General features: G+C 74.3%; 20 protein-coding genes and 1 pseudogene. 8 read left to right on the top strand and 13 right to left on the bottom strand.

Going from position 1 to position 25,193, the window contains the following annotated elements:
• The first annotated feature begins 128 nt into the window (after positions 1-128).
• On the top strand, positions 129-1,646 hold the full coding sequence (locus ACZ5CZ_RS35440) for a DEAD/DEAH box helicase (protein WP_385841718.1): 1,518 nt from the start codon (positions 129-131) through the stop codon (positions 1,644-1,646).
• A gap of 45 nt (positions 1,647-1,691) precedes the next feature.
• Entirely contained in the window at positions 1,692-1,979 is a 288-nt protein-coding gene (locus ACZ5CZ_RS35435) for an SCO5918 family protein (protein WP_385841717.1), read from the top strand.
• A 68-nt stretch (positions 1,980-2,047) separates the two neighbouring features.
• Here the strand turns inward: ACZ5CZ_RS35435 and ACZ5CZ_RS35430 are convergent, their stop codons facing one another.
• Positions 2,048-3,559 carry an SDR family oxidoreductase gene (locus tag ACZ5CZ_RS35430; RefSeq protein ID WP_468948804.1) on the bottom strand — a complete coding sequence of 504 codons (1,512 nt, stop codon included), beginning with the start codon at positions 3,557-3,559 and terminating at the stop codon, positions 2,048-2,050.
• 100 nt (positions 3,560-3,659) lie between these two features.
• Positions 3,660-4,382 (bottom strand): DUF4232 domain-containing protein, encoded by a 723-nt coding sequence (locus ACZ5CZ_RS35425; protein WP_385841714.1) that lies wholly within the window; start codon positions 4,380-4,382, stop codon positions 3,660-3,662.
• A gap of 188 nt (positions 4,383-4,570) precedes the next feature.
• Between ACZ5CZ_RS35425 and ACZ5CZ_RS35420 the strand changes: the two genes are divergently transcribed.
• The gene (locus tag ACZ5CZ_RS35420; protein WP_468948801.1) at positions 4,571-5,911 is read left to right on the top strand and encodes a helix-turn-helix domain-containing protein; all 1,341 of its coding nucleotides are present in this window, start codon (positions 4,571-4,573) and stop codon (positions 5,909-5,911) included.
• 158 nt (positions 5,912-6,069) lie between these two features.
• Entirely contained in the window at positions 6,070-7,266 is a 1,197-nt protein-coding gene (locus tag ACZ5CZ_RS35415; RefSeq protein WP_468948800.1) for an eCIS core domain-containing protein, read from the top strand.
• A 45-nt stretch (positions 7,267-7,311) separates the two neighbouring features.
• Here ACZ5CZ_RS35415 and ACZ5CZ_RS35410 read toward each other — a convergent pair whose 3' ends face one another.
• From ACZ5CZ_RS35410 to ACZ5CZ_RS35375, 8 genes are all read right to left on the bottom strand, one after another.
• The gene (locus tag ACZ5CZ_RS35410) at positions 7,312-8,583 is read right to left on the bottom strand and encodes a hypothetical protein (RefSeq protein WP_468948798.1); all 1,272 of its coding nucleotides are present in this window, start codon (positions 8,581-8,583) and stop codon (positions 7,312-7,314) included.
• A gap of 71 nt (positions 8,584-8,654) precedes the next feature.
• Entirely contained in the window at positions 8,655-9,155 is a 501-nt protein-coding gene (locus tag ACZ5CZ_RS35405; protein WP_385841708.1) for a SigE family RNA polymerase sigma factor, read from the bottom strand.
• Positions 9,156-9,235: 80 nt separating this feature from the next.
• Positions 9,236-10,396, bottom strand: a complete 1,161-nt coding sequence (locus tag ACZ5CZ_RS35400; RefSeq protein ID WP_385841707.1) for a S8 family peptidase — start codon at positions 10,394-10,396, stop codon at positions 9,236-9,238.
• Positions 10,397-10,404: 8 nt separating this feature from the next.
• Complete coding sequence (locus ACZ5CZ_RS35395; RefSeq protein WP_385841706.1) at positions 10,405-11,121, bottom strand: hypothetical protein; 717 nt, start codon at positions 11,119-11,121, stop codon at positions 10,405-10,407.
• A gap of 507 nt (positions 11,122-11,628) precedes the next feature.
• Positions 11,629-13,857 carry a transglycosylase domain-containing protein gene (locus ACZ5CZ_RS35390; protein WP_468948795.1) on the bottom strand — a complete coding sequence of 743 codons (2,229 nt, stop codon included), beginning with the start codon at positions 13,855-13,857 and terminating at the stop codon, positions 11,629-11,631.
• Between the two features lie 20 nt (positions 13,858-13,877).
• The gene (locus ACZ5CZ_RS35385; RefSeq protein WP_468948793.1) at positions 13,878-16,046 is read right to left on the bottom strand and encodes a bifunctional polysaccharide deacetylase/glycosyltransferase family 2 protein; all 2,169 of its coding nucleotides are present in this window, start codon (positions 16,044-16,046) and stop codon (positions 13,878-13,880) included.
• A gap of 14 nt (positions 16,047-16,060) precedes the next feature.
• A complete protein-coding gene (locus ACZ5CZ_RS35380; RefSeq protein ID WP_468948791.1) occupies positions 16,061-16,999 on the bottom strand; it encodes a hypothetical protein in 939 nt (312 codons plus the stop codon).
• 69 nt (positions 17,000-17,068) lie between these two features.
• Entirely contained in the window at positions 17,069-17,566 is a 498-nt protein-coding gene (locus ACZ5CZ_RS35375; RefSeq protein WP_468948789.1) for a DUF1877 family protein, read from the bottom strand.
• A gap of 383 nt (positions 17,567-17,949) precedes the next feature.
• On the opposite strand from ACZ5CZ_RS35375, the gene ACZ5CZ_RS35370 reads away from it, so the two are divergent.
• From ACZ5CZ_RS35370 to ACZ5CZ_RS35360, 3 genes and pseudogenes are all read left to right on the top strand, one after another.
• Positions 17,950-18,582 (top strand): RNA polymerase sigma factor, encoded by a 633-nt coding sequence (locus tag ACZ5CZ_RS35370; RefSeq protein ID WP_468948787.1) that lies wholly within the window; start codon positions 17,950-17,952, stop codon positions 18,580-18,582.
• Between the two features lie 98 nt (positions 18,583-18,680).
• Positions 18,681-19,499 (top strand): hypothetical protein, encoded by an 819-nt coding sequence (locus ACZ5CZ_RS35365; protein ID WP_387056365.1) that lies wholly within the window; start codon positions 18,681-18,683, stop codon positions 19,497-19,499.
• A gap of 57 nt (positions 19,500-19,556) precedes the next feature.
• Positions 19,557-19,777, top strand: a pseudogene (locus ACZ5CZ_RS35360) (ATP-binding protein); the annotation flags it as partial.
• A gap of 19 nt (positions 19,778-19,796) precedes the next feature.
• Here the strand turns inward: ACZ5CZ_RS35360 and ACZ5CZ_RS35355 are convergent.
• Positions 19,797-20,162, bottom strand: a complete 366-nt coding sequence (locus tag ACZ5CZ_RS35355; protein ID WP_385841696.1) for a hypothetical protein — start codon at positions 20,160-20,162, stop codon at positions 19,797-19,799.
• Between the two features lie 128 nt (positions 20,163-20,290).
• Here ACZ5CZ_RS35355 and ACZ5CZ_RS35350 point away from each other — a divergent pair, with 128 nt between their 5' ends.
• Positions 20,291-23,434 carry an ATP-binding protein gene (locus tag ACZ5CZ_RS35350; protein WP_468948784.1) on the top strand — a complete coding sequence of 1,048 codons (3,144 nt, stop codon included), beginning with the start codon at positions 20,291-20,293 and terminating at the stop codon, positions 23,432-23,434.
• Here ACZ5CZ_RS35350 and ACZ5CZ_RS35345 read toward each other — a convergent pair.
• Positions 23,412-24,212: an ABC transporter permease gene (locus ACZ5CZ_RS35345; RefSeq protein ID WP_385841694.1), complete on the bottom strand. Its 801-nt coding sequence runs from the start codon at positions 24,210-24,212 to the stop codon at positions 23,412-23,414. The genes ACZ5CZ_RS35350 and ACZ5CZ_RS35345 overlap by 23 nt on opposite strands.
• A complete protein-coding gene (locus tag ACZ5CZ_RS35340) occupies positions 24,209-25,180 on the bottom strand; it encodes an ATP-binding cassette domain-containing protein (RefSeq protein ID WP_468948782.1) in 972 nt (323 codons plus the stop codon). The genes ACZ5CZ_RS35345 and ACZ5CZ_RS35340 overlap by 4 nt, the downstream gene beginning before the upstream one ends.
• Positions 25,181-25,193 lie beyond the last annotated feature (13 nt).

Here is a 25,193-nt window from a genome sequence, read left to right as displayed (position 1 = left end):
GGGGCCCGCGCTCTTGGGGCGCGGGCCCCAGCCCGTTCTCTTTTCCCCGGCTCATTCTTGCGAATCCTCGTACGGTCATCACCGTCGGAAGGAATTCCGCGATACGCCGCATCGAGGAAGGTTCCTCCATGAACCGCAGGCCCCGTCGCACCGAGGGCAATTCCGGTGGCTTCCGCACCGAAAAAAGGTCCGCGCGGACGGGGAAGAAGGGCCGGACAGCGCCCTCCGCCGCGCCCCGGCAGGAGTTCGCCCTGCCGGTCACCCTCACCGAGCCGCTGCCCGCGGTCGAGACGTTCGCCGAGCTGGACATGCCCGACCGGCTGCTGGCCGCCCTCGACACCGAGGGCGTGACCGTGCCGTTCCCGATCCAGGCGGCCACCCTGCCGAACGCCCTGGCCGGCCGGGACGTCCTGGGCCGGGGCCGTACCGGCTCGGGCAAGACGCTCGCCTTCGGCCTGCCGCTGCTGGCCCGCCTGGCCGGGCAGCGCGCCCAGCCCCGGCAGCCGCTCGCCCTCGTCCTCGTCCCCACCCGGGAACTGGCCCAGCAGGTCACCGACGCCCTCACCCCCTACGCCCGCGCCCTGCGACTGCGGCTCACCACCGTGGTGGGCGGCCTGTCGATCGGCCGGCAGGCGAGCGCGCTGCGGGCCGGCGCCGAGGTCGTCGTCGCGACGCCCGGCCGCCTCCGGGACCTCGTCGACCGGCAGGACTGCCGGCTGGACGAGGTCGCCGTCACCGTCCTGGACGAGGCGGACCAGATGACCGACATGGGCTTCATGCCGCAGGTGACCGCGCTGCTCGACCTCGTGCCCTCCGGCGGACAGCGGCTGCTGTTCTCGGCCACCCTGGACCGCAACATCGACAAGCTGGTACGCCGCTACCTGCACGACCCCGTGGTGCACTCGGTCGACCCGTCCGCGGGAGCCGTCACCACGATGGAACACCACCTGCTGCACGTGCTCGACACCGAGAAGAACACCGCGGCGACCGAGATCGCCGCACGCGACGGGCGCGTGATCATGTTCCTGGACACCAAGCACGCGGTCGACCGGCTCACCAAGCACCTGCTGTCCGTCGGGGTCCGGGCCTCTGCCCTGCACGGCGGCAAGTCGCAGGCGCAGCGCAACCGGACGCTCGCCCAGTTCAAGGACGGCCCCGTCACCGTGCTGGTGGCCACGAACGTCGCCGCCCGCGGCATCCACGTCGACGGCCTCGACCTCGTCGTGAACGTCGACCCCCCGGGCGACCACAAGGACTACCTCCACCGCGGCGGCCGTACCGCACGCGCCGGCGAGTCCGGCACCGTCGTCACCCTCGTGCTGCCGCACCAACGGCGCGCGATGGAACGCCTCATGGCGGACGCCGGTATCGCGGCGCGGCACGTCACGATACGGGCGGGCGAGTCCGAGCTGCACCGCATCACCGGCGCCCGGACCCCCTCCGGTGTGCCCGTCGTGATCGCCGCACCGGCCGAACCGGGTCACGAGCGCGGCAAACCCACCGGCCGGCCGCGCCGGAACCGGACGCAGGGCCGGACGCAGGGCCGGGCGGAGACCGGCCGGGGCTCCGGCCAGGGCACCGGCCGCAGCAGGTCGGGCCGGACCGCTGCCCGGACCCGCCGGTCCGCGCCGGGGAACAACGCCTAGGCAAGCGGAAAGCGCCCTTCTTCCCGTCCCCCTGTGGAGGCATCCATGCGCTGTGTCATCGCCCGTTTCCCCTTCGACCTCACCAAGAGCGAGGTCGAACGCGCCCTGAACGGCGTCACGCCCGAACCCGTCACCGGTCTGTCCGTCACCGTCGACGGCCAGGTCTACCCCGTGATGCAGGTCGGCGAGGTGGTCACCCGGCAGAACCGCCGGGACTTCACCTCGGCCGAGATGCGCCGGGCACTGACCCGGCTCGGCTTCACCTGCCACGAGGCCCGCCCGGTCGCGCCGGTCACGGACGCCCACGCCGACGGGGACCCGCTCGGCTGGTGAGGCCCTGGGCCGACCCGCCCGCGCCCGCTGAGCAGGACGGCCGGACGCGCACGGCCGGACGCACTCCCTCAGCGGGTACCGGCCGGTTCCTCGGCGGCCGACTCGGCCGCGGCGGCGATGTTGCGGAGCATGCCGCCGAAGACCGCCGCGTGGAAAGGGGCCACGCCCCACCAGTAGGCGTGTCCCGCCAGACCGTGCGGATGGAACAGCGCCCGCTGCCGGTACACCGTGCGCCCCTGCGGGTCACGGCCGACGGTCATCTCCAGCCAGGCCAGGCCCGGCAGCCGCATCTCCGCCCGCAGCCGGAGCAGCCGGCCCGGCTCGATCTCCTCCACCCGCCAGAAGTCCAGGCTGTCGCCGACCCGCAGCCGGTTCGCGTCCCGGCGGCCCCTGCGCAGGCCCACACCGCCCACCAGGCTGTCCAGCCATCCCCGCAGGGACCAGGCCAGCGGTGCGGAGTACCAGCCGTTCTCGCCGCCGATCCCCTCGACCACCTGCCACAGCACCTGCGGTGACGCCGCGACCGTGCGCTCACGGTCGTCCGCGTAGAGGCTTCCGCCCGCCCAGCCCGGGTCGGTGGGCAGCGGGTCGCTGGGGGCGTGCGGGGTCGAGGCGGAGGACCACCGGGTCGCCACGTCGGCGTTCTGCACCCGCCGCAGCGCCAGCCGGATCGCCCGGTCCAGTGCGACCGGTCCCTCCGGGGGGTCCGGCACATAGCGGGCGATGTCCCGCTCGGCGCAGACCACCTCGTGCCGCAGCGACTCGACCAGCGGGCGGGCGAGGGCGCCCGGTACCGGGGTGATCAGACCGACCCAGAGGCTGGACAGCCGCGGGCTGAGCAGCGGCACCGGGAGGATGACGCGCCTCGGCAGGCCGGCGACGGCCGCGTACCGCTGCATCATGTCCTGGTACGTGACGATGTCCGGGCCGCCGATGTCGAAGGTGCGGTTCACCTCGTGGGGCAGCCGGGCGCACCCCACGAGCAGCCGGAGCACGTCGCGTACGGCGATCGGCTGGATGCGGGTGCGCACCCAGCGCGGGGTCACCATCACGGGGAGCCGCTCGGTCAGATACCGCAACATCTCGAACGACGCCGAACCCGACCCGATGATCACGGCTGCCCGCAGTACGGCGGTGGGCACCTCGGAGGCCAGGAGGATGCGGCCCACTTCGGCGCGGGACCGCAGGTGCGGGGAGAGGTCGGCTTCGGGTACTCCGGCGGGGGTCAGCCCGCCGAGGTAGACGATCCGCCCGACTCCGGCCGCGCGCGCCTGCTCGGCGAAGATCCTCGCCGCGCGCCGGTCGGTCTCCTCGAAACCCCGCCCGGTGCCCAGGGCGTGCACCAGGTAGTAGGCGACGTCCGTGCCGTCCATCGCCGCGCGCACGGACGCCTCGTCCGTGACGTCCCCCTGTACGACTTCCACCCGCCCGGCCCAGGGATGGTCCCGCAGCTTGCCGGGCGAGCGGGCCAGGCAGCGCACGGAGTGCCCGGCGGCGAGCAGTTCCGGCACCAGCCGGCCGCCCAGGTAGCCGGTGGCCCCGGTCACCAGACAGCGCAGCGGCGGCCCGTCGGCGGTCATGCCGGCCGCCTGTGCCGGAGTCGGCTGTGCCGTGAGGACGCCATGGCTCCCATGCTTGGCCCGGGGTACCGGCTCTGCAACTGCGGCGCACGTCCGTTCGTCACCAGTTGAGGGCGTCGTCCATCGACTGCTGCCAGTAGGTGACCTTGAGCGAGTCGTCCACGTAGACACCCTTCGCGGGCAGCGACGGCCGGGCGGCCGCTCCCACGCTTCCGTTGCCGGAGGCGCCGTAGAAGTAGACGGTCAGGGAGTTCACGGTGTGGCCGTGCGAGGCCTGGCCGTCGGTGGCGGAGAGGTTCACGGACGCGTACCCGGACTCGCCGGGCTTGAGCGTGACCACCGCCTGCGGGTGCGACTCCTTGATGACCGGCGGCACGGCCTGGGCCTCGCCGAACCGGACGGCCGGGTAGCCGTAGAGGTAGCAGGTCCGGGTGCCGGTGTTGGTGACCGTGAGCAGCATGTGGTTCACCGGGCGGTTCAGCGGGGCCGCGACCGTCCTGGTGTTGGAACCCTCGCAGATGACCGGCTTGCCGGAGGAGCCGGGCGGCTTCGGTGCGGAGGAGTGCGCGGAGGGCGTGGATCCGGTGGTGGAATGCGCCGAGGGCGTCGAACCGGCGGTGGTAGGCGTGGCGCCCGAGGAGTGGCTCGGGGCGCCGGAGGGGCCGGCGCTGCCGGAGTGGTGCGCGGTCGTGGAAGCGGTCGGCGCGGCGCCCTCGTCCTTGGTGCCCGATCCGTTGTTGCACGCTGTCAGGGAGAGAGCGGCGAGAACGGTGGTCGCGGCGGCTGCGGCGAGGCGGGTGCGGGTGGTGCGGAATCCGGACATGTTGGCCGTGCCCCTTCGGAGTTCGGGTGGCGGTGGTGATTGGATGACCCGAGCTTGTGCGGTGATCCGTCCCAACTGCCACGCCCAGCGGGCGGTTCGGGACGCCGGAACGCGAAAACGCGCTCTGACCAGGGGCGGAGCAGTGTTCCTGGAATGCTCGAACGGGATGCGGGGGCAAGGGGGATGAGGTGCCGGGGGCGACGGAGGCGTTCGCGCGGCTGCTGCGGGAACTGAAGGACCGCTCGGGGCTCAGCTACGGGACGCTGGCCAAGCGTCTGCACATGAGCGCCTCGACGCTGCACCGCTATTGCAGCGGCGCCGCGGTGCCGGTCGAGTACGCACCGGTGGAACGCCTGGCCAGGTTGTGCCGGGCCACACCGGAGGAGCTGGTGGAGCTGCACCGCCGCTGGATCCTGGCGGACGCGTCCCGCAGCCGCAGAACGGACCAGCCGCCGGCACCGGACCCGGCCCCGGCCCCGGCCCCGCTGGAAACGGGTGAAGTCCCGGACGAGGACGAGGCCACCGAAGACAACGGGCAGGCCGGAATCGAAGACAGTGGCCGGGATGGGGACGAGGGAAGTGCCCCGACCAGCGAGACGGTCGGCGAGGAGACGCCTGCGCGGCGTCCGTTCCGGCTTCGGCAGCGCCGTACCGTACTGATCGCCTCCGTCGCCGTGGCCGCCGCGCTGGGAGCCGTGCTGCTCACCGTGCGGCCGCAGCCCGGCGGCGGGAGCGCTGCGGTGGACCGGCGGGCGGCCGCCCCGGCCGAGGAGAGCGCCAGGCCGACGGCGACGACCTCCGAAAAGCCCTCCGCCCACCCCACCGCCAGCAGCACCCCCGCACCGGCCTCCCCCTCCCCCACCCGCTCCGGCACGGAGAAGGACGACCACCGGCGCCCCGCGCCCCCGCCCAACGGCGGCAGCACCGGAGGCGCCGTACCGCTCACCGTCGGCACCCGTCCCTACGTGTACGACAGCCCGTGCAGCCAGCACTTCCTCGTCGACAGCGAACCCGCGCAGGTCGGCCCGCCGGCGGGCGAGGAAAACGCGCCGCGCTGGACCGCGGCGTACGGCGCGGTCGCCTCGGACGAGCAGCGGGTCGCGCTCACCGTCCAGGGCACCGGCGCGAACACCGTGGTCCTGGAGGCGCTGCACGTACGCGTCCTCGCCAAGGGCGCGCCCCTCGCCTGGAACGACTACTCGATGGGCGTCGGCTGCGGCGGTGGCGTCGAGACCGAGTCCTTCGACATCGACCTGGACGACGGCAGTCCCACGGTCACCGTCAAGAACGGCCAGCGGGACTTCCCGTACAAGGTCAGCGAGTCCGACCCTGAGGTCTTCTACGTCACCGCCCACACCAGGGCGCACGACGTCCGCTGGGACCTCTCCCTGGACTGGTCCAGCGGCGCCCGGCACGGGACCGTGCACATCGACAACGCCGGTACGCCGTTCCGTACCAGCGCCGACGTGGGCCGGCCGGGCTACGACTATCCGCTGGGCAGCGGCGAGTGGATCAAGCGGACGGGCTGATCCGCGCGGGCACGGCCGGAGTGTCGCCCTGCCCCTGAAGGACGTACCGCTGCCCCCGGTTCTGCCCCCGCGGGCGTTCCGGCGCGGCGCCCGGCGGGCCAGCCTGGTGTCGGCCTCTGTCCGAACGCCAACTGGGTCCGAACGCCAAGGAGACGTCCATGCGGGCACACGGGAAACGAGCGGATCAGACCGAGACCCCGCAGCCGCCTGCGCGGGCGGCCGACCAAAGGCACCAGACCGCGACCCAGCAGACCGCGCCCCCGCAGACGGCGGCCCAGCAGACCGCGGCCCCGCAGACCCTGTCCGGTCACCGGCCGCCCCTCGCTCCCGCGACGGTCGCGGCGCTGGGGAGCACGGCCGGCAACACCGTGGTGCTGCGGGCCCTCGCCCGGGAGCGGGGGGCGGCGGCCCCGGTCCAGCGGTCGAGCGTCCAGGACGTGCTGCGCAGCCCCGGCAGGCCGCTGGACGACGAGGTCCGCACCGACATGGAGGGGCGTTTCGGCACCGACTTCTCCGACGTCCGCGTGCACACCGGCCCCGCCGCCCAGCGCTCGGCCGCCGAGATCGGGGCCCGTGCCTACACCTCCGGGCACCATGTGGTCATCGGCGAGGGCGGTGCCGACCGGCACACCCTCGCGCACGAGCTGACGCATGTGCTCCAGCAGCGCCGGGGGCCGGTGGCGGGCACCGACGACGGCAGCGGGCTGAGGATCTCCGACCCCGCCGACCGGTTCGAACGCGAGGCCGAGGCACAGGCGCACCGCGTGCTGCGCGAACCCCCGCCCGTCCAGCGCGCGGAAGCGGAGTCCGTGCAGACGGCCGAAGCGGTACGGCAGCCGAGGGCGACCGCGGCGCAGAGTGTGCAGCGCACCCACTACGAGCCGGGGGACACGGTCACCGCGAACCCCGGCTTCTCGGTCACCCTGCAAGCGACCCTGAACGGGGTCGCCATCGGCACGTTCAGCAGCGAGACGACCCCGTACTCACCCGGTGACCACGCCGAGGACCAGCTGGTGGACGAGATCGAGGCGAGCATCGGCGGCCTCTACGGGAACCCCGCCGTGCAGCAGGCGCTGAACGCGGGCCAGGGCGGGGCGCACACCCTTCACATCAGTCTCACCGCGAGTCCCTGCTCCACCGCCCGGGGCACCTGCACCAAGATCGACGGGGCGGAGGGCTGCTCGGAGCGGCTCATCGCCCTGGCGCAGCACGGCTATCAGGGGCACACGTTCGCCATCACCGTGCGCGCCCACCACCTCTACCAGCCACGGCTCGAAGGCGTCGACTCCCGGCAGGCGTCCCAGCAGGCCGTCGGTGACATGACGGCCGCGGGGATCACCGTGCAGATCGGCTGACCGGGCCCGGACCGACCCCCCGTCAGCCGGTGCGGAAGCGGCCGTTCAGCCGGTGAAGAAGCGCCCGTCGAAGGCGATGGCCGCCAGCCGGTCCATGCTCAGCGCGGGCTTCGGGCGGGTCACCGGGGCGCTCTCGGCATACGAGTTGACCTCCCGCACCAGCACCCGGCGGCCGTCCGGGCGCAGTGTGTCGACCAGCCACACCGAGGCCGAACCACCCTTCTCCGAGCGGCCCTTGACCTTCTTCACCCTGGTGCCGTCGGCGAGGGTGGTGGCCTCGCAGTCACCGGCGACACCGGCGCAGCCCATGTGTGCGGCGAGGTCGGCGGTCATGTCGTACTGCGCGTCGACCTCCACCATGTTCCTGCCGTGGCCGTCGTCGTAGACCAGCTGGACCAGGCCGGGGCCGGGGTTCAGGTCGGAGACGGTGCCGCCGTGCGGCAGGTGCGACCTCAGCACGCTCGTCATACGGCCGCCGGGGACCTGGTTCCGGCCGGTGGAGGGGCTCGTGGAGGGGGTCTTCTCGGGGGCGGGCAGCGCGGCGATCGCCTTGTTCCACGCGGGGCTGCGCACGATGCCGGCCAGCCGGTCGAGGGACAGCAGGGGAGCGTTCCCGCCGGACGAGCCCTTCTCGCCGCCACCGCCGTACTCGTTCACCGTCAGCTGCACCCCCTTGGCCGTGGTGAGCACCACGTACCAGCGCTGCTGCCCGGTGTCGCTGTTGGGGTAGGTGAACGACTTGGTGGTGTTCAGCACCGCGCCGCCGGGCAGCTTCCGGGTGGTGCACGTGTCGTACGGCCGCACCTCCACCGGCATGCAGCCGCCCTGGCCCTGCTGGTCCAGCGGGATGCCCGGGGTCAGCCGGGAGAGGGCGATGTCGAGGCCGGAGGAGCCGTCCGCGGTGGAGTAGGTGAGCTTGGCCGTCGGGTCGCCCTCCTCGCTGCCCCGGCCGGAGGCCTCGGAGACGGTGCCGCCGGGTGGCAGCAGGCTCTTCAGCGTGCGGACCATGTCCTCGGCGCTGACGGGCGCCGGTGCCGGGGAGGGCGTCCGGCCGGTGGACGGCGCCGCGGCGCTCGTCCGGCCGGTCGGGCCGTCCCCGCCCCGGCCGCCGAAGGCGTCCGTGACCAGCAGGGTGCCGCCCGCGACGGCCACCGCGCAGACGGTCGCGGCGGCGACCTGGGCGGCGCGGACCACCCGCATCCGGCGGCCCCGCGCGACGGACCGGCGCACCAGGTCGGCGGAGTGCGGCGGGAACTCGCCGGTGGCGCCGCGCAGCGCACGGGCGAGCTGTTCCTCGAGGTCTTCGGTGCGTGCCATGGTGGCTCTCCGTTCGTCGGGGGCGTCGGTCGGAGCGGGGGCGGGCGAGAGGTGCCGCCGGGCCGTGCCCGTCATGCGGCCAGGTCCGCCAGCTCGTCGCCGAGCAGGGCACGCAGCCGCTCCAGGGCGCGCATACAGCGGACCCGGACGGTCACCGGGGACAGCTGGAGGACCTGGGCGGTCTCCTCCACCGAGCGGTCCTCCCAGTAGCGCAGCACCAGCACGGCACGGTCCTTGGCCGTCATCCGGGCCAGGCCGTCCAGCAGGGCCAGCCGCAGCTCCGCGTCCCGCGCCGGGCCGGCGGTCGTGTCCGGCAGCCGGTCGCTGGGGCGCTCGCCGGAACTGCGGAGGCGGCGCTGCGAGATGAACGTCCGCACCAGCACGGTGTTGGCGTAGGCCACCGGGGACTCCACCCGGTTGATCCGCCGCCAGGAGCGGTACATCTTGGCGAGGGTCTCCTGCACCAGGTCCTCGGCGAGGTGCCAGTCGCCCGTGAGCAGGCAGGCGGTCCGGAACAGCGGCCCGCTGCGCGCGGCAGCGAACTCCAGGTAGTCCGCGGGTGCTTCCCTCACCGGTGTGTCCCTTCGTGGTCGGACGTCACCCCGTACACGCCCCGGCCCCGCTGCCGCGTTACACCCCGGGATCCCGCTCCTTACCGAGACGCTCCGCGCCGGCCCGACCGCGCCAGCAGCACCCCGCCGAGCAGCAGCACCGTCCCCACGGCGGCGGCGCCCAGGCCCGTCAGCCACAGACTCTGCTCCAGCGGCGCATGGGTGGTCTTCGGGGTGCCGTCCGGGGTCGCGAAGTGGGCCTTGCCCTGGTAGTCCACCGCCCTGGTGCCGTCCTTCGGCGGGGACGCGGCGGCCCGTACGGCGGCGTCCGCGTCGATCCGCCCCCAGCCGAGCAGCGCGCTGGCCCCGGACGCGGGGCGCCGGGCGGTGCTGATCAGTACGGCGTTCACCTGGGCCGGGGTCAGCTTCGGGTTCTTCGCGTGCATCAGGGCCACGACTCCGGCGGCCAGCGCGCAGGCCGGCGAGGTGCCGTTCACCGGCTCGTAGCCGCCGGTGTTCCGGGCGCTGACGATGCCGACGCCGGGCGCGGCCACGTCGTTGTAGGTGTGCACGGTGGAGAAGTCGGCGCGGGCGCCGCTCTGCTGGGTGGCGGCGACCGCGATCACGCCCGGGTAACCCGCGGGGTAGGAGATGTCGTTGCCCTTGTCGCCCGCGTTGCCGGCCGAGGCGAGCAGTGTCACGCCCGCGCGCAGGGCGTAGGACACGGCGTCGGTGTCCTCGTCGTCGTAGGTCGCGAAGCCGTCGGCGCTGCCGAAGGACATGGAGATGACGTCGGCGCCGTGGTCGACCGCGTAGCGGATGCCCTCGGCGACCGGGCTCTTCCCGCCCTGCTTGCGGAGTTCCTCCATCCGCTTGGCCGCGTTCTTCTCGGTGTCCTTGTCGGAGGTGACCCGCACCGACAGGATCCTGGCCTGGGGGGCGACCTTGAGGACGTCGGAGGCCATGGCGGTGCCGTGCTGTCCCCACTGCCGGTCGCCGGGCTTCAGTCCGTCCTGGCGGTAGTCGGGGCCGGTGGTCACCCTGCCCCGGAGGGCGGGGTGCGCGGCGGCCACACCGCTGTCGAGCACCGCGACCGTCACCCCCCGGCCCTGGCTCTGCCGTTGTGCCGCGGACAGGCCGAGCGCGGTTCCCTCCCAGCCGACCGGGGTGGTCGCGGCCTGGGCGGGCGCGGCGGCGACGGTGCACAGCAGACCGGTGAGGACGGCCGCGGTGCAGGTGGCGCGTGCGGTTCTGAACTGCACTGCGGGTCTCACCTCTCCAGGTTCTCGATGTGGATGTGGAACGTCTGGCCGAGCGCCTTGGCGGCGTCCATCCAGGGCTGCCGGTCCGAGTCGTTCCCGCCGTAGTCGCCGAAGTCGCCGGGCAGGTTCGAGGAGGTACGGCCGTCGGCGGCGCCGGTGGTGACGGCGACGGCGTAGGGGAGGTGGTCGCCGAGGCCGGTGCCGCCCATGCCGTTGCGCTTCTGCGGCCGCCACTTCGCCGCGAGCGTCCCCGGCACCCGGAGCGGGACCACCGCGGCGTCGGGCACGTCCTCGCCGGCCTGGTCGTCGAGGAACTCGCCCATCCGCTCCGCGCCGGTGCCGTCCTTGGGCAGCACGATGACCGCGACCGTGGCGACCATCTCGCCGCCCAGATCGACGTAGGTGGCGCGCAGTACGGCCGTGCAGCCGAGCTGCTCCGCGGTCTTCGCGGTCTTGCCGCTGAGCCCCGCGGAGCACGAGGTGTCCTGGGAGACGCCGAGCCGGCTCCACTGGGCGGCCTTCGCGTCCGACGCCTGGTAGGTGTTGTCCGGGGGGTCGCCGATGGTCGCCGGGAAGAGCTGGTCCACCGACGCGTCACGCCACAGCACCGGGCCGTAGGCGGCCGAGTTGGGCACCTGCTGCCGGCTGTTGCCGTACGCGTGCGCCGCCAACGCTCCGCCGCCCGCCATGCCGAGCAGACCGAAGACGCAGAGCAGGCTGCCCATGACCTTCCGTCCGGTGCGGGCGCCGCCGGTGGACGCGGGCGGGGGTATGGGCGCCCCCGGCATCGGCGCCCCCGGCATCGGCGCCCCGGGCACGGGAGGCGCGGGCTGGGGGTACGCCCCGTACGGGGACGGGCCCGGCGGTGCCGGGGGCATGGGTGGCGGCACCGGTCCCGCCCCCTGCCACTGCGGCTGCGGCTGCGGCTGCGGCTGCGGCTGCGGCTGCCACTGTGGCTGCGGCGGTACAGGGGGTTGCGGTTGCCAACTGCCCGGCGAAGGCGGCTGCCCGTACGGACTGCCGCTCCCCGGCGGCGGGGGGTAGGACATGGGTTCCCTCTCACGACTCGACCTGCGAGGGAACACAAGGGGCGGCACCGGCCGCACACGCACAGCCCGCCCCTCGCGCGTCTCCGGCGCCCCCGCGTATCTCGGCCGACAGCTTATGACCTTCGCAGGAGCAAGGCGTGTGCCGCTCGTGGAGCTCCGATAACGATCTCGTCGTACCGCCCGTCAACGGCAGTGGTGGCCATGGCACTTGGTCCGGGTCGTCGTACCCGCGGACGGAGCCGTGCTCCGGTGCTTGGTCGAGGTGCCGGAGTGCTTGCCGGCGGGGGCCTTCGGGGTGGCGGACGGGGTGCCGGGCTCGTCCGCGCCATGGCCGAGGGGGGCCGGGGCGGGGAACGGGATCACGGAGCGGCCGGCGAGGGCGGCGCGGGTGTACCGGGTCCAGATCTCGGTGGGGATGTCACCGCCGAACACCTTCTGGAGGCCGCCCACACCGATCAGTGACTCCAGCTGGGGGTGGGCCGGGTCCTCGCGGAAGAGCACGACGGACGTGGCGAGTTGCGGGGTGTAGCCGGTGAACCAGGCCGAGCGGTAGTCGTCGGTGGTGCCCGTCTTGCCCGCGGCCGGCCTGCCGAGGGCCTGGGCCCTGGTGCCGGTGCCGCGCGCGATGACGCCTCGCAGGACGTCGGTCACGTTGTCGGCGACCGGTGCGGGCAGCGCCCGTACGGCGGCGGGCGCGGTGAAGCCGGGCCGGACCGAGCCGTTGTGGACCACCTTGGTCACCGAGTACGGGTCGGTCCGCATCCCGGAAGCCGCGAAGGTGGCGTACGCGCCCGCCATCCGGATGGCGCTCGGCGTGGAGGTGCCGATGTAGAAGCCGGCGCTGGGCGCGGCGAGGCTGTCCGGGCGCAAGCCCAGGGCCTTGGCCGTCCCGGCCACGACCGGGTAGCCGACGTCCTCGCCCAGCTGCACGTACGGCGTGTTCACCGACTGCTCCATCGCCTTGCGCAGGGTGATGTACCCCCAGCGCCGCGGGGTGTCGTTGTGCTGGTGCAGGAAGCCGCTCGGGTCCTTGTCGTCGGTGACGTAGGCGCCCTGCCGGTCCTTGATGCGGATGCCGTCGTCGCCGTTGAATCTGCTGGCCGGGGTGACCGGCTGCGCGGGCCGGCCGGGGCGCAGCACCGCGCCGTGCCGGAGCGCGGACGCGAGGACGATCGGCTTGAAGGTGGAGCCCACCGGCACGCCCGAGGTGTCGGCGTTGTCCGTGTAGTGGGCGTGGTCGAAGCCCTGGCCGCCGTAGACGGCGAGGATCCGGCCGGTGCCGGGTTCCACCGAGGCGGCCCCGACCTCCACGTCCCGGTCCACCGCCCGGTGGGCGGGGTCCAGGCGCTCCCCGCGCACGGCGGCGACGGCCTTGGCCAGGTCCGCCGTGCGGCGCCGGTCGAAGGTGGTGTGGATCTGGTAGCCGCCCCGGCTCAGGCTGCGGTCGGTGATGGTCCGGTCGTGTGCCTCGGCGTACGACCGGGCGAGCTGGACCAGATAGCCCTTCTGCCCGGTGAGACCCAGGCCGGGCCGCCACTTCTGGGGCGCCGGGAAGCCCGCGGCCGCGTACCGGGCGCGCTGGTCCGGCGTCAGCCGGCCGGTCCTCACCATCCGGTCCAGCACCCAGGACCAGCGGGCCTCGGCCTGTGCCCGGGCCTTGGGGTCGGAGTCCGCGTACTGGAAGAGGCTCGGCTCGTTGACCGCCGCGGCGAGGAAGGCCCCCTGGCTCGCGTCGAGCTTCTCCACCGGGACGCCGTAGTACACCCGGGCCGCGGCCTGGATGCCGTTGGCCTGCCGGCCGAAGAAGCAGGTGTTCAGATACCCCTGGAGGATCTGGTCCTTGCTCATGACCGCGCCGATCTTGCTGGAGATCAGCAGCTCCTTGAACTTCCGGGAGACGGTCTGCGACTGGTTCAGATAGGTGTTCTTGACGAACTGCTGGGTGATCGTCGAACCCGACTGCACCGAGCCGCCCGCGGCCATGTGGACGACGGCGCGCAGGATGCCCTGCGGGTCGATGCCCGGGTCGGTGTAGAAGGAGGAGTTCTCCGCGGAGATGAAGGCCCACCGCACGTCGGGGGGCACCTGGGCGAGCCGTGCGTTCTGCCGGTCGACGCTGCCGTCGGTCGCCAGGACCGTGCCGTCCGACCAGTAGTAGACGTTGTTCTGGAGCAGCGTCGAGGGGTTGGGGTCGGGGATGGTGACCGTGGCGTAGGCATAGCCGACGGCCGCCGCCGTACCGCCGAGGAACAGCAGGAACAGGGCCAGCAGCTGGCGCACCGAGGGCAGCCAGCGGCGCAGGCCGGTCCGGCCGTGGCGCGGGTAGTCGAGCCGGCGCCCGCGCGCGGGCGCGCCGGTGGCCCTTGCTCTCCGCCGGGAACGCTGCGGCGGTCGGCGCCGGTGTCCGCTCATGGGTGGGGCTCACTGTCCTTTCAGTGTGACTGGGTGGTGGAGGCGGGGGCATGGAGGGAGCCGTAGCGCTCCATGCGCTGCCAGCGCAGCCGCGAGCCGGACACGGCGGTGAACACGGACTGGATCACCACCAGGTACATCAGCTGCCGGTAGACGAACTGCTGGAGCGGCAGGCTCCACAGCGGGCCGGCCCGCTCGCCGTCCAGGCGGAACGCGTACAGGCCCATCAGGAGTTGCAGCAGCAGGAAGGCCAGCCACAGCCCGGCGATCCGGACCGGGTCGAGGAAGACCAGGCCGTACACCGCGAAGAGGTCCACGACCGGGGCGAGCAGCGGCAGCAGCACCTGGAACAGGAGCAGGTAGACCAGGCCGCGGCGGCCGAGTTTGCCGGCGGCACCGCCCTGCACCAGTGCGCCGCGGTGCTTCCACATCGCCTGGAGGGTGCCGTAGCACCAGCGGTACCGCTGCCGCCACAGCGCGTTCAGCGAGGCGGGCGCCTCGGTCCAGGCGACCGCGCGCTCCTCGTACACCACCCGCCAGCCGGCCCGGCACAGCGCCATGGTGAGGTCGGTGTCCTCGGCGAGGGTGACGTCGCTGACGCCGCCGAGGTCCAGCAGCGCGCCGCGGCGGAAGGCGCCGACCGCTCCCGGCACGGTCGGCATGCACTCGGCGAGGTCGAACAGCCGGCGGTCGAGGTTGAACCCGACCACGTACTCGATGTGCTGCCAACGCCCCAGCAGGCCGCCGCGGTTGACGACCTTGGCGTTGCCGGAGACGGCGCCCACCCGGGGATCCGCGAAGGGCTGCACGATGGTGCGGACGGTGTCGGGTTCGAAGACCGTGTCGCCGTCGACCATCACCAGCAGGTCGTGACCGGCCGCGGCGATACCGGTGTTGAGCGCGGCGGGCTTGCCGGCGTTCTCCTGGCGGATCACCCGCACCCCGGGCAGCCCGAGCGACTCGGCGAGGTCGGCGGTGCCGTCGGTGGAGCCGTCGTCCACCACGATGATCTCCACCGGATGGCCGGACGCGGCCAGGGAGCGTACGGCCGCCTCGATACCGGCGCTCTCGTTGTACGCCGGGACGATCACGCTCACCGGCTCGGTCACCGGCGGCCCCCAGGAGCGGGTGCGGCGCCGGGTGCGCAGCCGCCGGTGCCGCCGCGCGGCCAGCAGCACCACCGCGGCGCGGCCCACGCTGATCGCCCCGGCCGCGTACATCAGCACGCCCAGCAGCCACACCAGCCAGTCGCCCGCCCGCAGCGCGCCGATCAGGGCCAGGCCCTGGAGGTGGTCGCCGGTGGCGGCGGGCCGGACCGGCGCGGCCATGCCGACCGCGTCGGAGACGGTCGCGAAGCGGTAGCCGTCGGCCTTCAGCCGGGGCACCAGGGCGGTCAGCGCGGCGACGGTCTGGGACCGGTCGCCGCCCGCGTCGTGCATCAGCAGGATCTGCCCGGCGCTGCCGTGCGGGGCGGCCGCGGTGAGGATGCGGCTCACTCCGGGGCGCCGCCAGTCCCCGCTGTCCCGGGTGGAGAGCACCGTGACATAGCCCACCGCGCCGGCCTCCTTCAGGACGGACCAGTCGCCGTCGGACAGGCCGGCGTTCGTGGAGGAGTACGGCGGCCGCAGCAGGGCGGTGGTGACACCGGCGGCGCCGGCCACCGCCAGCTGGGTCTCGCGCACCTCCAGCGAGCGCTGCCAGGGGGCGAGCCGGGCCAGGTCCGGGTGGGTGAAGGAGTGGATGCCGATCTGATGGCCCTCGGCGACGATCCGCCGGATCAGGCCCGGGTGGGCGACGGCCTGGGCGCCGAGGACGAAGAAGGTGGCGTGCACGTGGTTGCGGCGCAGCGCGTCCAGGATGCGGGGCGTCCAGACCGGGTCGGGGCCGTCGTCGAAGGTGAGCGCGACGGTACGGGCCCGCACCCGGGCGGTGCGCACCGCGCCGTCGGCGTCCGCGATCACCGGGCCGCCGTGCAGCACCTGGCCGGGCACCGCCGCGTTCCCGCCGCGCGGGACCGTCACAGCGTCCGAGGTGACGCCGAACATGTGGTGCGTGTAGCCCTCCAGCAGCAGCGCCGTCGACAGCGTCACCGCGAGCACGCTCAGCAGCAGCCAGTGGGTGCGGGGGGTGATCCGGCGGGTACGGCCGTGGCGGCGGGGCGGGGCGCTGCGGCGGCGGCGATCGGTCACGTCGGGGCCCTGGCTCACTTCACGGGGTGGTGGGACGAGCCGACGGCGCGGCCCTTGGCGACGGGGGCGGAGGTGGTGGCCGAGGTCGGGGCCGTGGTCCGGTGGGTGGTCTTGGGGGTCGTGGCGGCCCTGGTGGCCGTGGTGGCCGTGGTGGCCGTGGTGGCGGACCGGGTGGCGGTGGGGCTGGGGGCCACCCGCGTCGTGGGCGCGGAGTCGTGCGCCGCGCTGGGGCTGGGGCTCGCCGTGGCGGATCCGGTGCCGGGGGCGGTGTCGGGCGCGGTCGCCCGGGTCGGCGCCGGGTGCGCGGCCTCCGACTGCGGGACGAGCGGGGAGCTGACGCTGGGGCCGCCCAGCATGGTGCTGATCAGCAGCGCGACATAGCCGCCGGCCGGGATCACCAGCAGGCGGGCGGCGCGCAGGACGCGGCGCTGGCGGCGGCCGGAGGCGTCCACGAAGACGGGACGGTCGTCGGGTGCGCCGGTTTCACCGGCTTCACCAGGGGGGAGCTGCGGCAGCTGGACGGCGGCTTCGTACGGCTGCCCGAAGGCGTCCGGCGCCTCTGCCGCCACCGGGATCCCGGCTGTCTCCGCCGTCTCCGCCGTCTCCGACAGGAAGTCGGCGAACTCGCTGAGGGCGGCGAGGCCCGGGCCGGCCGAGGGGTCGTAGAGCGGCATGGCGAGGGTCTCGGAGTGCGCGTCCCAGCCCGGGGGGAGCGGCGCGGTGGCGACGCCGCCGGGGTATCCGTGGGCGGGGGCGGCGGGCTGGTGCGCGGGGGCGTACGGCGGCTGTGCGGCGCCGGCGTCCGAAGCCGTGCCGTAGGCGTGCCCGCCGTACCCGACCGCGCTGTGCGCCACCGTGCTGTACGGATCCGTGCCGTACTGCCCGCCACCGTACGGTTCACCGCCGTACGTTCCGGTTCCGTACGCTCCGCCGCCTTCGTTCGTCCACTGCACGAGTCGTTTCCCCTGTCTGGGCGACCGCCACGGCCGTCCGCATGGACAGAGCGCACGCGGCCCGAAGTGTTACACCCCGGTCTCGGCGAGCCGCTTCACCACCGCGTCCCCGGCCTCGGCCGTCCGCGTGTAGAACGCCGTCAGTTCCCGGTGCCCCGCCGCGAACGCACCCCAGGTCTCGGACTCGCCGGAGGCACCGCCGTAGCGGGGCAGCAGGGCGTCGCGGGCGAAGAGCCACAGCGCGTCGAAGTCGGCGGTGGCGAGGAAGGCGGCGACCCGGCGGGTCTGGGCCGCCGTCAGCACCAGGAAGGGCGGTTTGCCCGGGTCGGTCCGGTACAGCGGGCGGCCGCCGAGCACGACCTGGGCCTGGGGCCGCTCCGCGACGGCCGTGGCGGGGCGCGGGACGGTGCCGGCGTAAAGGCGCTCCTGGTCCAGGTAGCGCTCGTCCAGCGCCTCCTCGCGGTGCCGGACGGCCTCCGAGCCGTCCTCGAACAACCGCTCGATCCAGGTCGCGCTGTTGCGCAGGGCCGGTGGCGGCACGGCGCGCAGTCGGAGGTACGCAGTCATGCCCAAAAGAGCGCGGGGAGCCGGGGAAGCGTCACGGGGGCGGCGGTGACGTGGGGGTTCGGGGAGACGCGGAGGCGGGAAGCCGGCGGCGGCCGGAACCCCGGGCAGTGGTGGGGGTTCCGGCCGCGCGCCGGACGCTCTCCGTGTCGCCGCCGGGGGGAGACAGAAGCGGCACGGAGAGCGGTACCCATGCAGCGCACGGCCCCGGCGAAACGTCACCCGGTCCGGGGCGACGGGCGTTCCGGGTGCCCGTTTCGTGAACGACGGCGGCTCGGTTGTGACATTTCCGTGAGGGCGGGCGCTGGGCATAGGGGGCCGCCGCTGCGGACGGAGCACGGCGGGCGGCAGGGGATCGCAACAGACCGGTGCGAACGAGGACAGACTTGAGCCAGGCACGACAATCCCGGCGCGTACAGGTGTACGACGGGGAATTGGGCACGGCGGTCGCACGGGCCCAGGAGGGTGACGAAACCGCTTTCGCCGTCGCCTACCGGATCGTGCAGCCGGGTCTCCTCGGCTATCTGCGCGGACTGGTCGGCGACGACGCGGAGGACGTGGCGTCCGACGCCTGGCTGGAGATCAGCCGCGACCTGGGGCGCTTCAAGGGAGACGGGGCCGGGTTCCGCGGCTGGACGGCGACCATCGCGCGGCACCGCGCCCTGGACCATCTGCGCCGCCAGCGGGTACGGCCCCGGTCCGGCGGTACGGAACAGGACGTGCTGGACATGCCCGGCCCGCACAGCACCCATGAGCAGGCCCTGGAGTCCCTCTCCACGGAACGGGTCCTGGCCCTGGTGCACGGGCTGCCGCGGGACCAGGCCGAGGCCGTCCTGCTGCGGGTCGTCATCGGACTGGACGGTCCGGCCGCGGCGCGCGTCCTCGGCAAGCGCCCGGGAGCGGTGCGCACCGCCGCCCACCGCGGCCTGAAACGCCTCGCCGGGCAGCTGGGCATCCGGGGCGGCGCGGACCCGGGTGTGACGGATGGGGCCTCCCGCACGCTGGGGAAGTCGACATGAACGACGACGGCAGCAAGGGGCCGGCGAACGGACCTCAGGGCCCGGCGCGCCGAGCGAACGGGACCCGTCGGACTGGTCGGACCGGAACGGAAGCGGACATGGGTGAACGAATGAGCGGTGGCCTGGTTCCCGGCCGTCGGCATGAGCACCCTGGCGGCGCCGTGTCCGGCCGGCCGGACGACGACGGCACCGGCACCGGACTGGACACCGGCGCGGACACCAGCGCCCTGGAGGCGGCCCTGGCCGCCGCGCTGCGCGGCCCCGAACCCGAGCCCGGGACCGCGGCCGAGGAACGGGCCCGGGCCGCCTTCCGGGCCGCCATGGACACCGGAGCGCACCGGGCGCGCACCCGGCGGCGGGACGACTGGCGGCCGTCGGCGGAGCGGCGCGCCGCGCGCTCGCGGCGGACCCGGATCACCTTCGGCGCGGTGTTCGCGAGCCTCACCCTGGGCGGTGTGGCGGTGGCCGCCATCGGTACGGCCGGCTCGCACGGCCACGGCACGCAGGCGGACCGGCGGCTCGTGACACCGTCGGCCGTCGCCCCGGACCGGCCGGGCACCACGCCCTCGGCGGTGGCCCCCGGCGAGAGCCCCGGCCCGTCGGACGCCCCGTCCCCCGCCCGGGACACCGAGGCCCACTGCCGCGCCTACCAGCGCGTCGAGGGCCGCGGCCGTGCGCTCGACGCGACGGTCTGGCACCAGCTCGTCACGGCCGCCGGCGGCAAGGACAAGGTCGCCGCGTACTGCTCCGCGGAGCTGGGACGGCCCACGGCCACGCCCCACCGGCCCGGCAACCCGGGCAAGCCCTCCGACCCGGGCCGCCCGGCAGGCAACGCCCCCTCGGCCAAACCGACCGCCCGCGGCACCGCCGCGAACGGCCATCCGGGCGAGGGCCGAGCGGAAACCAGACACCCCTAGGGCCGAGGCCGTCCGACGGCAACGGGAGAACACGGACGGGCTCCCGGCCCGGTCTCCGAACCCCCCGTACAGCTGCGGATGATCCGGGGCCCCACGCCGATCTGCGAGGTGTCCGACGCCGGCAGCACGTCCCCGCACCTGCGCCGGACCCGCCCCTTCGACGAGGGCGGGCGCGGCCTGCTGCTCGTCGCGCAGCTGTCCCAGCGCTGGGCACCCGCCACAAGGCGGGCGGGAAGACCGTCCGGGCGGAGACCGAACTGCCCGGGCGCACCCGGTGACCGACGCCGGGCCGACCGCTCAGAGACGGTCGGTGAGGTCCTCCGCGTACACCTGGGACAGCGGCTGCGGGCCCACGTACTGCTGGCAGTTGCAGTCGCCGGCCTCGTAGCGCACCGGCTTCTTGTTCTCGTCCCAGGCGGTGGGGACCTCCACCCGCTCGTGGCAGCGGCCCTGCTTGTCGTGCTTGGCCAGATGGTGCGTGCACCCGCACACCGGCTCCGGCGTCCGCTGGGACGCCTCCACGGCGAGACGTTCCTGCCGGGCCGCGTTCAGCAGCTCCAGCTTGCGCTCGTGCCGGTTGCGCAACGCCGTACGGACGGTGTCGGCGGCCCAGGCGAAGCCCCCCGTCCAGAAGACGATCATCACCCACCAGAACCAGTCCACGGTTCCACCTTCCCCCTGTGTCCCCCGGATACCCCCGGATTCCCCGTGCGCCGCAGGTCACGCGGTCGCCCGTCCAGGATAGGAGCAGCACGGGACCGGACGCCGGTGCCGGTGGCTACTCTTCACCCGTGACCATCGAGCTGGCCCTGCTGACCCAAGTCTCCTGCCACGGGCGGGAAATCACCGCGCCCAGGCTGCGCGGCCTGCTCGCGCTGCTCGCCGAGGACCTGCGCGGCGGATGCAGCACCGGGCAGCTGGTGGCCGGGCTGTGGCCGGACGAGCAGCCGGAGCGGCCCGGCAAGGCGGTGCAGGTCCTGGTGTCCCGGCTGCGCGCCCAGGTCGGCGCCGACCTGGTCGTCAGCACCCCGGCCGGCTACCGGCTGGCGCTGGACGAGACCCAGGTCGACAGCTCCCTGCTGCCCCGGCACGAGGCGGCCGCCGCCGAACACGCCCGGGCCGGCGACCACGCGGCCGCCCTCGCCGAGGCCGAGGCCGGACTCGCCCTGTGGGACGGCTCGCTGGGCGCCGCCGCCGGGGAGGAGCTGTACGACCCGGTGGCGGCCCTGCGCGCCGCCCGGCTGCCGTCCCTGCACGCCCTCGCCCGGGCCCGGGCGCTCGCGCTCGCCCGGCTCGGCCGGCGCGAGGAGGCCGCGGGCCCCCTCGCCGAACTGGCCCGGGAACACCCGCGGGACGAGGAGCTGCTCGCCGAGCTGCTGCGCTGCGAGGCGGCCGGCGCCGGCCGGGCGGCGGCCCTCACCCGGTACAACGACTACCGCCGCGCCCTCCGCGACGAGCTGGGCACCGATCCCGGCCCCGCGCTGCGCGCCGTCTACCAGGAGCTGCTCCGCGCCGACGCGGCACCGGTCCGGCACGGGGTGCCGCACGAACCGAACCCGCTGCTCGGCCGGGACGCGGACATCGCCGCCGTGACCGGGCTGCTGCGCACCAACCGGGTGGTCACCGTCACCGGCCCCGGCGGGCTGGGCAAGACGCGGCTGGCCCACGCGGTCGGCCGGGCCGCCGAACATCCCGTCGTGCACTTCGTCCCGCTGGCCGGTGTCACCTCCGACGACGACGTGACCGGCGAGGTCGCCTCGGCCGTGGGCGCCGGGGACGGACGGCAGCCCGGCGGCCCGCCGGACGTCGTACGCGGCATCGCCACCGCGCTCGGCCCCGGCCCCGCGCTGCTGGTGCTGGACAACTGCGAGCAGGTGATCGCCGGAGTCGCCGGCCTGGTCCAGGCGCTGGTGTCCCGCTCCAAGGAACTACGGGTGCTGGCCACCAGCCGGTCTCCGCTCGGGCTGTCCTCGGAGGCCGTCCACCCGCTGGCCGAGCTGTCCCTGACCACCTCCGTGGAACTCTTCGAGCAGCGGGCGCGGGCCGCCCGGCCCGGCGTGGAACTCCCCGCCGACCAGGTCGCGGAGATCTGCCGGCACCTGGACGGGCTGCCGCTCGCGGTGGAACTCGCCGCCGCCCGGGTGCGGGTGCTGTCGGTGGCCGACATCTCCCGCCGGCTGCGCGACCGCTTCACCCTGCTGCGCGGCGGCGCCCGCGACGCGCCCGCCCGGCACCGCACCCTGCACGCCGTGGTCGAGTGGAGCTGGAACCTGCTGGAGCCGGACGGCCGCGCGGCGCTGCGCGCCCTGTCGGTGTTCCCCGGCGGCTTCACCGAGGAGGCCGCCGAGTATGTGCTCGACGGCGACGGGGACACCCTGGACCTGCTGGAGCAGCTGGCCGGCCAGTCCCTGATCAAGGTGGACGACGGACCGTCCGGGACGCGCTTTCGCATGCTGGAGACGCTCCGCGAGTTCGGTGCCGCACGGCGCGCCGAGGCCGGAGAGGAGGAGGCGGTCGCCGGCCGCTTCTTGTCCTGGGCCCGGGACTTCGGCCGCGCCCACCACGATGTGCTCTTCGGCGCCGACCCGCGGCCCTCCTGGATGCGGGTACGGGCCGAGCAGGACAACCTGGTGCTGGCCCTGCGGCACGCGCTGGCCCGCGCCGACGGGCCCGCCACCGCCGCGCTCACCGCCGTACTGGCCTCCCTGTGGTCCACCGACTCCAACTACGCGCGGCTCGCCGCGCTGGCCGCCGAGACCGGCGGGCCGCTGTCCCGGTACCGTCCCGACCCCGGGCATGCGCAGGACGTGGAGGCCGCCCGCAGCGCGGCGGCCGTGTGCACGGCCGTGCTGTTCATGGGCCACGGGCCGCGCGCGGTACGGCAGTTGGCCACCCTGCGCCGACTGCCGCCCGCCGCGCCGGACACCGTGCTGCGGGCGCTGGCCGCCGTGCTGAGCGCCGTACCGGAGATCCGTGCGCCGCAGTACACCCGGCTGCGGGAGCTGTGCGAGGCCGACGAGCCGCTGCTGGCCGGGGTCGCGTCGGCCGTGGCCAGCTATGTGTGGGAGTCCGAGCACGAGACGGAACGCGCGCTGGAGTACGCCCGCCGGATGCTGGAGAAGCTGGAGCCGTCCGGCAACCCGTCCATGCTGCTGATGGCCCACGGGCGGGTCAGCGAGTTGTGCCTCCAGTCCGAGCGGGGCGCGGAGGCGTACGGCCATCTGCGGGCCGCGCTGGCGCTGGACGGGTTCGGCGACGGGTCGGACGCGCTGGGCATCCGCTGGGGGCTGGTGCTGGCCTGTCTGCAACGCGGGGAGGTCGACGAGGCCGAGTACTGGCTCGGGCTCATGGCGCTGGACCGGAAGAGCGACTCGGCCGACATCTACACCTTCGACCTGCCGGTCCGCGCCGAGATAGCGCTGGCCCGTGGGCTGACCGAGCTGGGGCTCGGGCTGTGGCGCCAGGTGGTGGAGCGGATACGGGAGAGCGGCGCGCTGTACGCCGACGACCCGTTCGCGGACACCTGGGGGCTTCAGCTCCAGTCGGCCGCGCTGGCGGCGCACGCCCAGCACGGGCGGCTGGAGCCGGTGGCGGCGCTCGCCGGGCAGCTGCGGGACCGGCTGCTGCGGCTGCTCGCGGGCGACCCCGACGACCCCGCCCCGGTGGAACTGCCGGTGTACGGCACGGTCCTGCTGGCCCTCGCCCAGGCCTCGCTCGCCGGGGGTGCCACGACGGCCGTACGGCTCATCGCGCTCACCGAACGCATGCCGGTGGTGCGGGAGTTCCCGGTGCTGTCCTCGGCCCGCGCCCGGCAGGCCGCCGAACAGGCCGACAGGGCGGCGTACGACGAGGCGAGGTCGTCGTACACCGCCCTGGGGCGGGAGGAGCTGCGGGCCGCGGCCCTGCACGAACTCACCGCTGCGGCTCGCGGTTGAACCGGGCCCGGGACCAGAGGTAGCCCAGCACGGTGAAGCCGAGGAACCAGGCGACGGACAGCACCGCGTCCCGGGTGCCGATCGGGCTGCCCAGCAGCAGTCCGCGCAGGGTCTCGATGGCGGGCGTGAAGGGCTGGTACTCGGCGAACCAGCGGAACCAGCCCGGCATGGCGTGCACCGGCACGAACGCGCTGGACAGGAACGGCAGCATCACCAGCGGGTAGCCCATGTTGCTGGCGCCCTCCGGGTTGGGGCTGATCAGGCCCAGACCGACCGCGATCCAGGTCAGGCCCAGGCTGACCAGCGCCATCAGGCCGGCCGCCGCGAGCCACTGAACCGGTGTGGCGTCGGGCCGGAAGCCGATGGCCAGCCCGATGCCGAGGACGAGCACCAGCGCCGCCATGGTCTGGATGACGCTGCCGATCACATGTCCGGTCAGCACGGAGGTGCGGGAGATCGCCATGGTGCGGAAGCGGGCCATGATGCCCTCGGTCATGTCGGTGCACACGGACACCGCGGTGCCCAGCGAGGTCATGCCGGCGGTCAGGAAGAGGATGCCGGGGACGAGGTAGGCGACGTAGTCGGACCGGTTCGCGTGGCCGCCGTTGATGCCGGCGCTCATCACGTTGCCGAAGACGTAGACGAACAGCAGCAGCAGGATGACCGGGGTGAGCAGCAGGTTCAGGGTGAGGGAGGGGTAGCGGCGGGCGTGCAGGAGGTTGCGCCGCAGCATGGTGAGGTTGTCGCGGAGGGCGTGGGTGGGGGCGGGGGTGCTCATCGGGCGGTCGTCTCCTCGGTGCGGGCGGGAACGGTGGTGTTGCCGGTCAGGGCGAAGAACACGTCGTCCAGGTCGGGGGTGTGCACGGACAGCTCGTCGGCCTCGATGGCGGCGGCGTCCAGCCAGTCGAGGATGGCGCGCAGCTCGCGCTGGCTGCCGTCGCTGGGGATCTGGAGGGTGAGCGACTCGTCGTCCCGGCTGGTCTCGCGCAGCGCGGCCGCCGCCCGCTCGTAGGCCACCGGGTCGGAGAAGCGCAGCCGCACATGGCCGCCGGGCACGAGCCGCTTCAGCTCCGCGGGGCTGCCCTGGGCGACGAGCCGGCCGCCGTGCAGCACCGCGATGCGGTCGGCGAGCTGGTCGGCCTCCTCCAGGTACTGGGTGGTGAGGAAGACGGTGGTGCCGGAGGCGACCAGCTCGCGGATGATCTGCCACATGGTGTGCCGGGAGCGCGGGTCGAGTCCGGTGGTCGGCTCGTCCAGGAAGATGATCCGCGGCGCGCCGACCAGGGTCATCGCGATGTCCAGCCGGCGCCGCATGCCGCCGGAGTAGGTGGAGGCGGGCTTCCGCGCGGCCTCGACCAGGTCGAACCGCTCCAGCAGCGCGTCCGTCACCCGCCGTCCCTCCGCCCGGGGCAGATGGTGCAGGTCGGCCATCAGCAGCATGTTCTCCTCGCCGGTGATGAGCCCGTCCACGGCGGAGAACTGCCCGGTGACCCCGATGGCGCCGCGGACCGCCTGCGCCTCGCGGACCAGGTCGTACCCGGCGACCCGCGCCTCGCCGCCGTCGGCGGGGACCAGCGTGGAGAGGATGTTGACCGCGGTGGTCTTGCCCGCGCCGTTCGGCCCGAGGAGGGAGAAGATCGTACCGGCGGGCACCTCGATGTCGATGCCGTCGAGGACCGTCTTGTCCCCGTAGGACTTGCGCAGTCCGGTCGCCGCGATCGCGGCTTCGTCGTAGCTCGTCGTCATGGAACAGAGCGTG

It is taken from the genome of Streptomyces sp. NPDC031418, assembly GCF_055581605.1.
The sequence above is the reverse complement of the archived record's forward strand: the minus strand, read 5'-3'. Positions and strand labels throughout refer to the sequence as shown.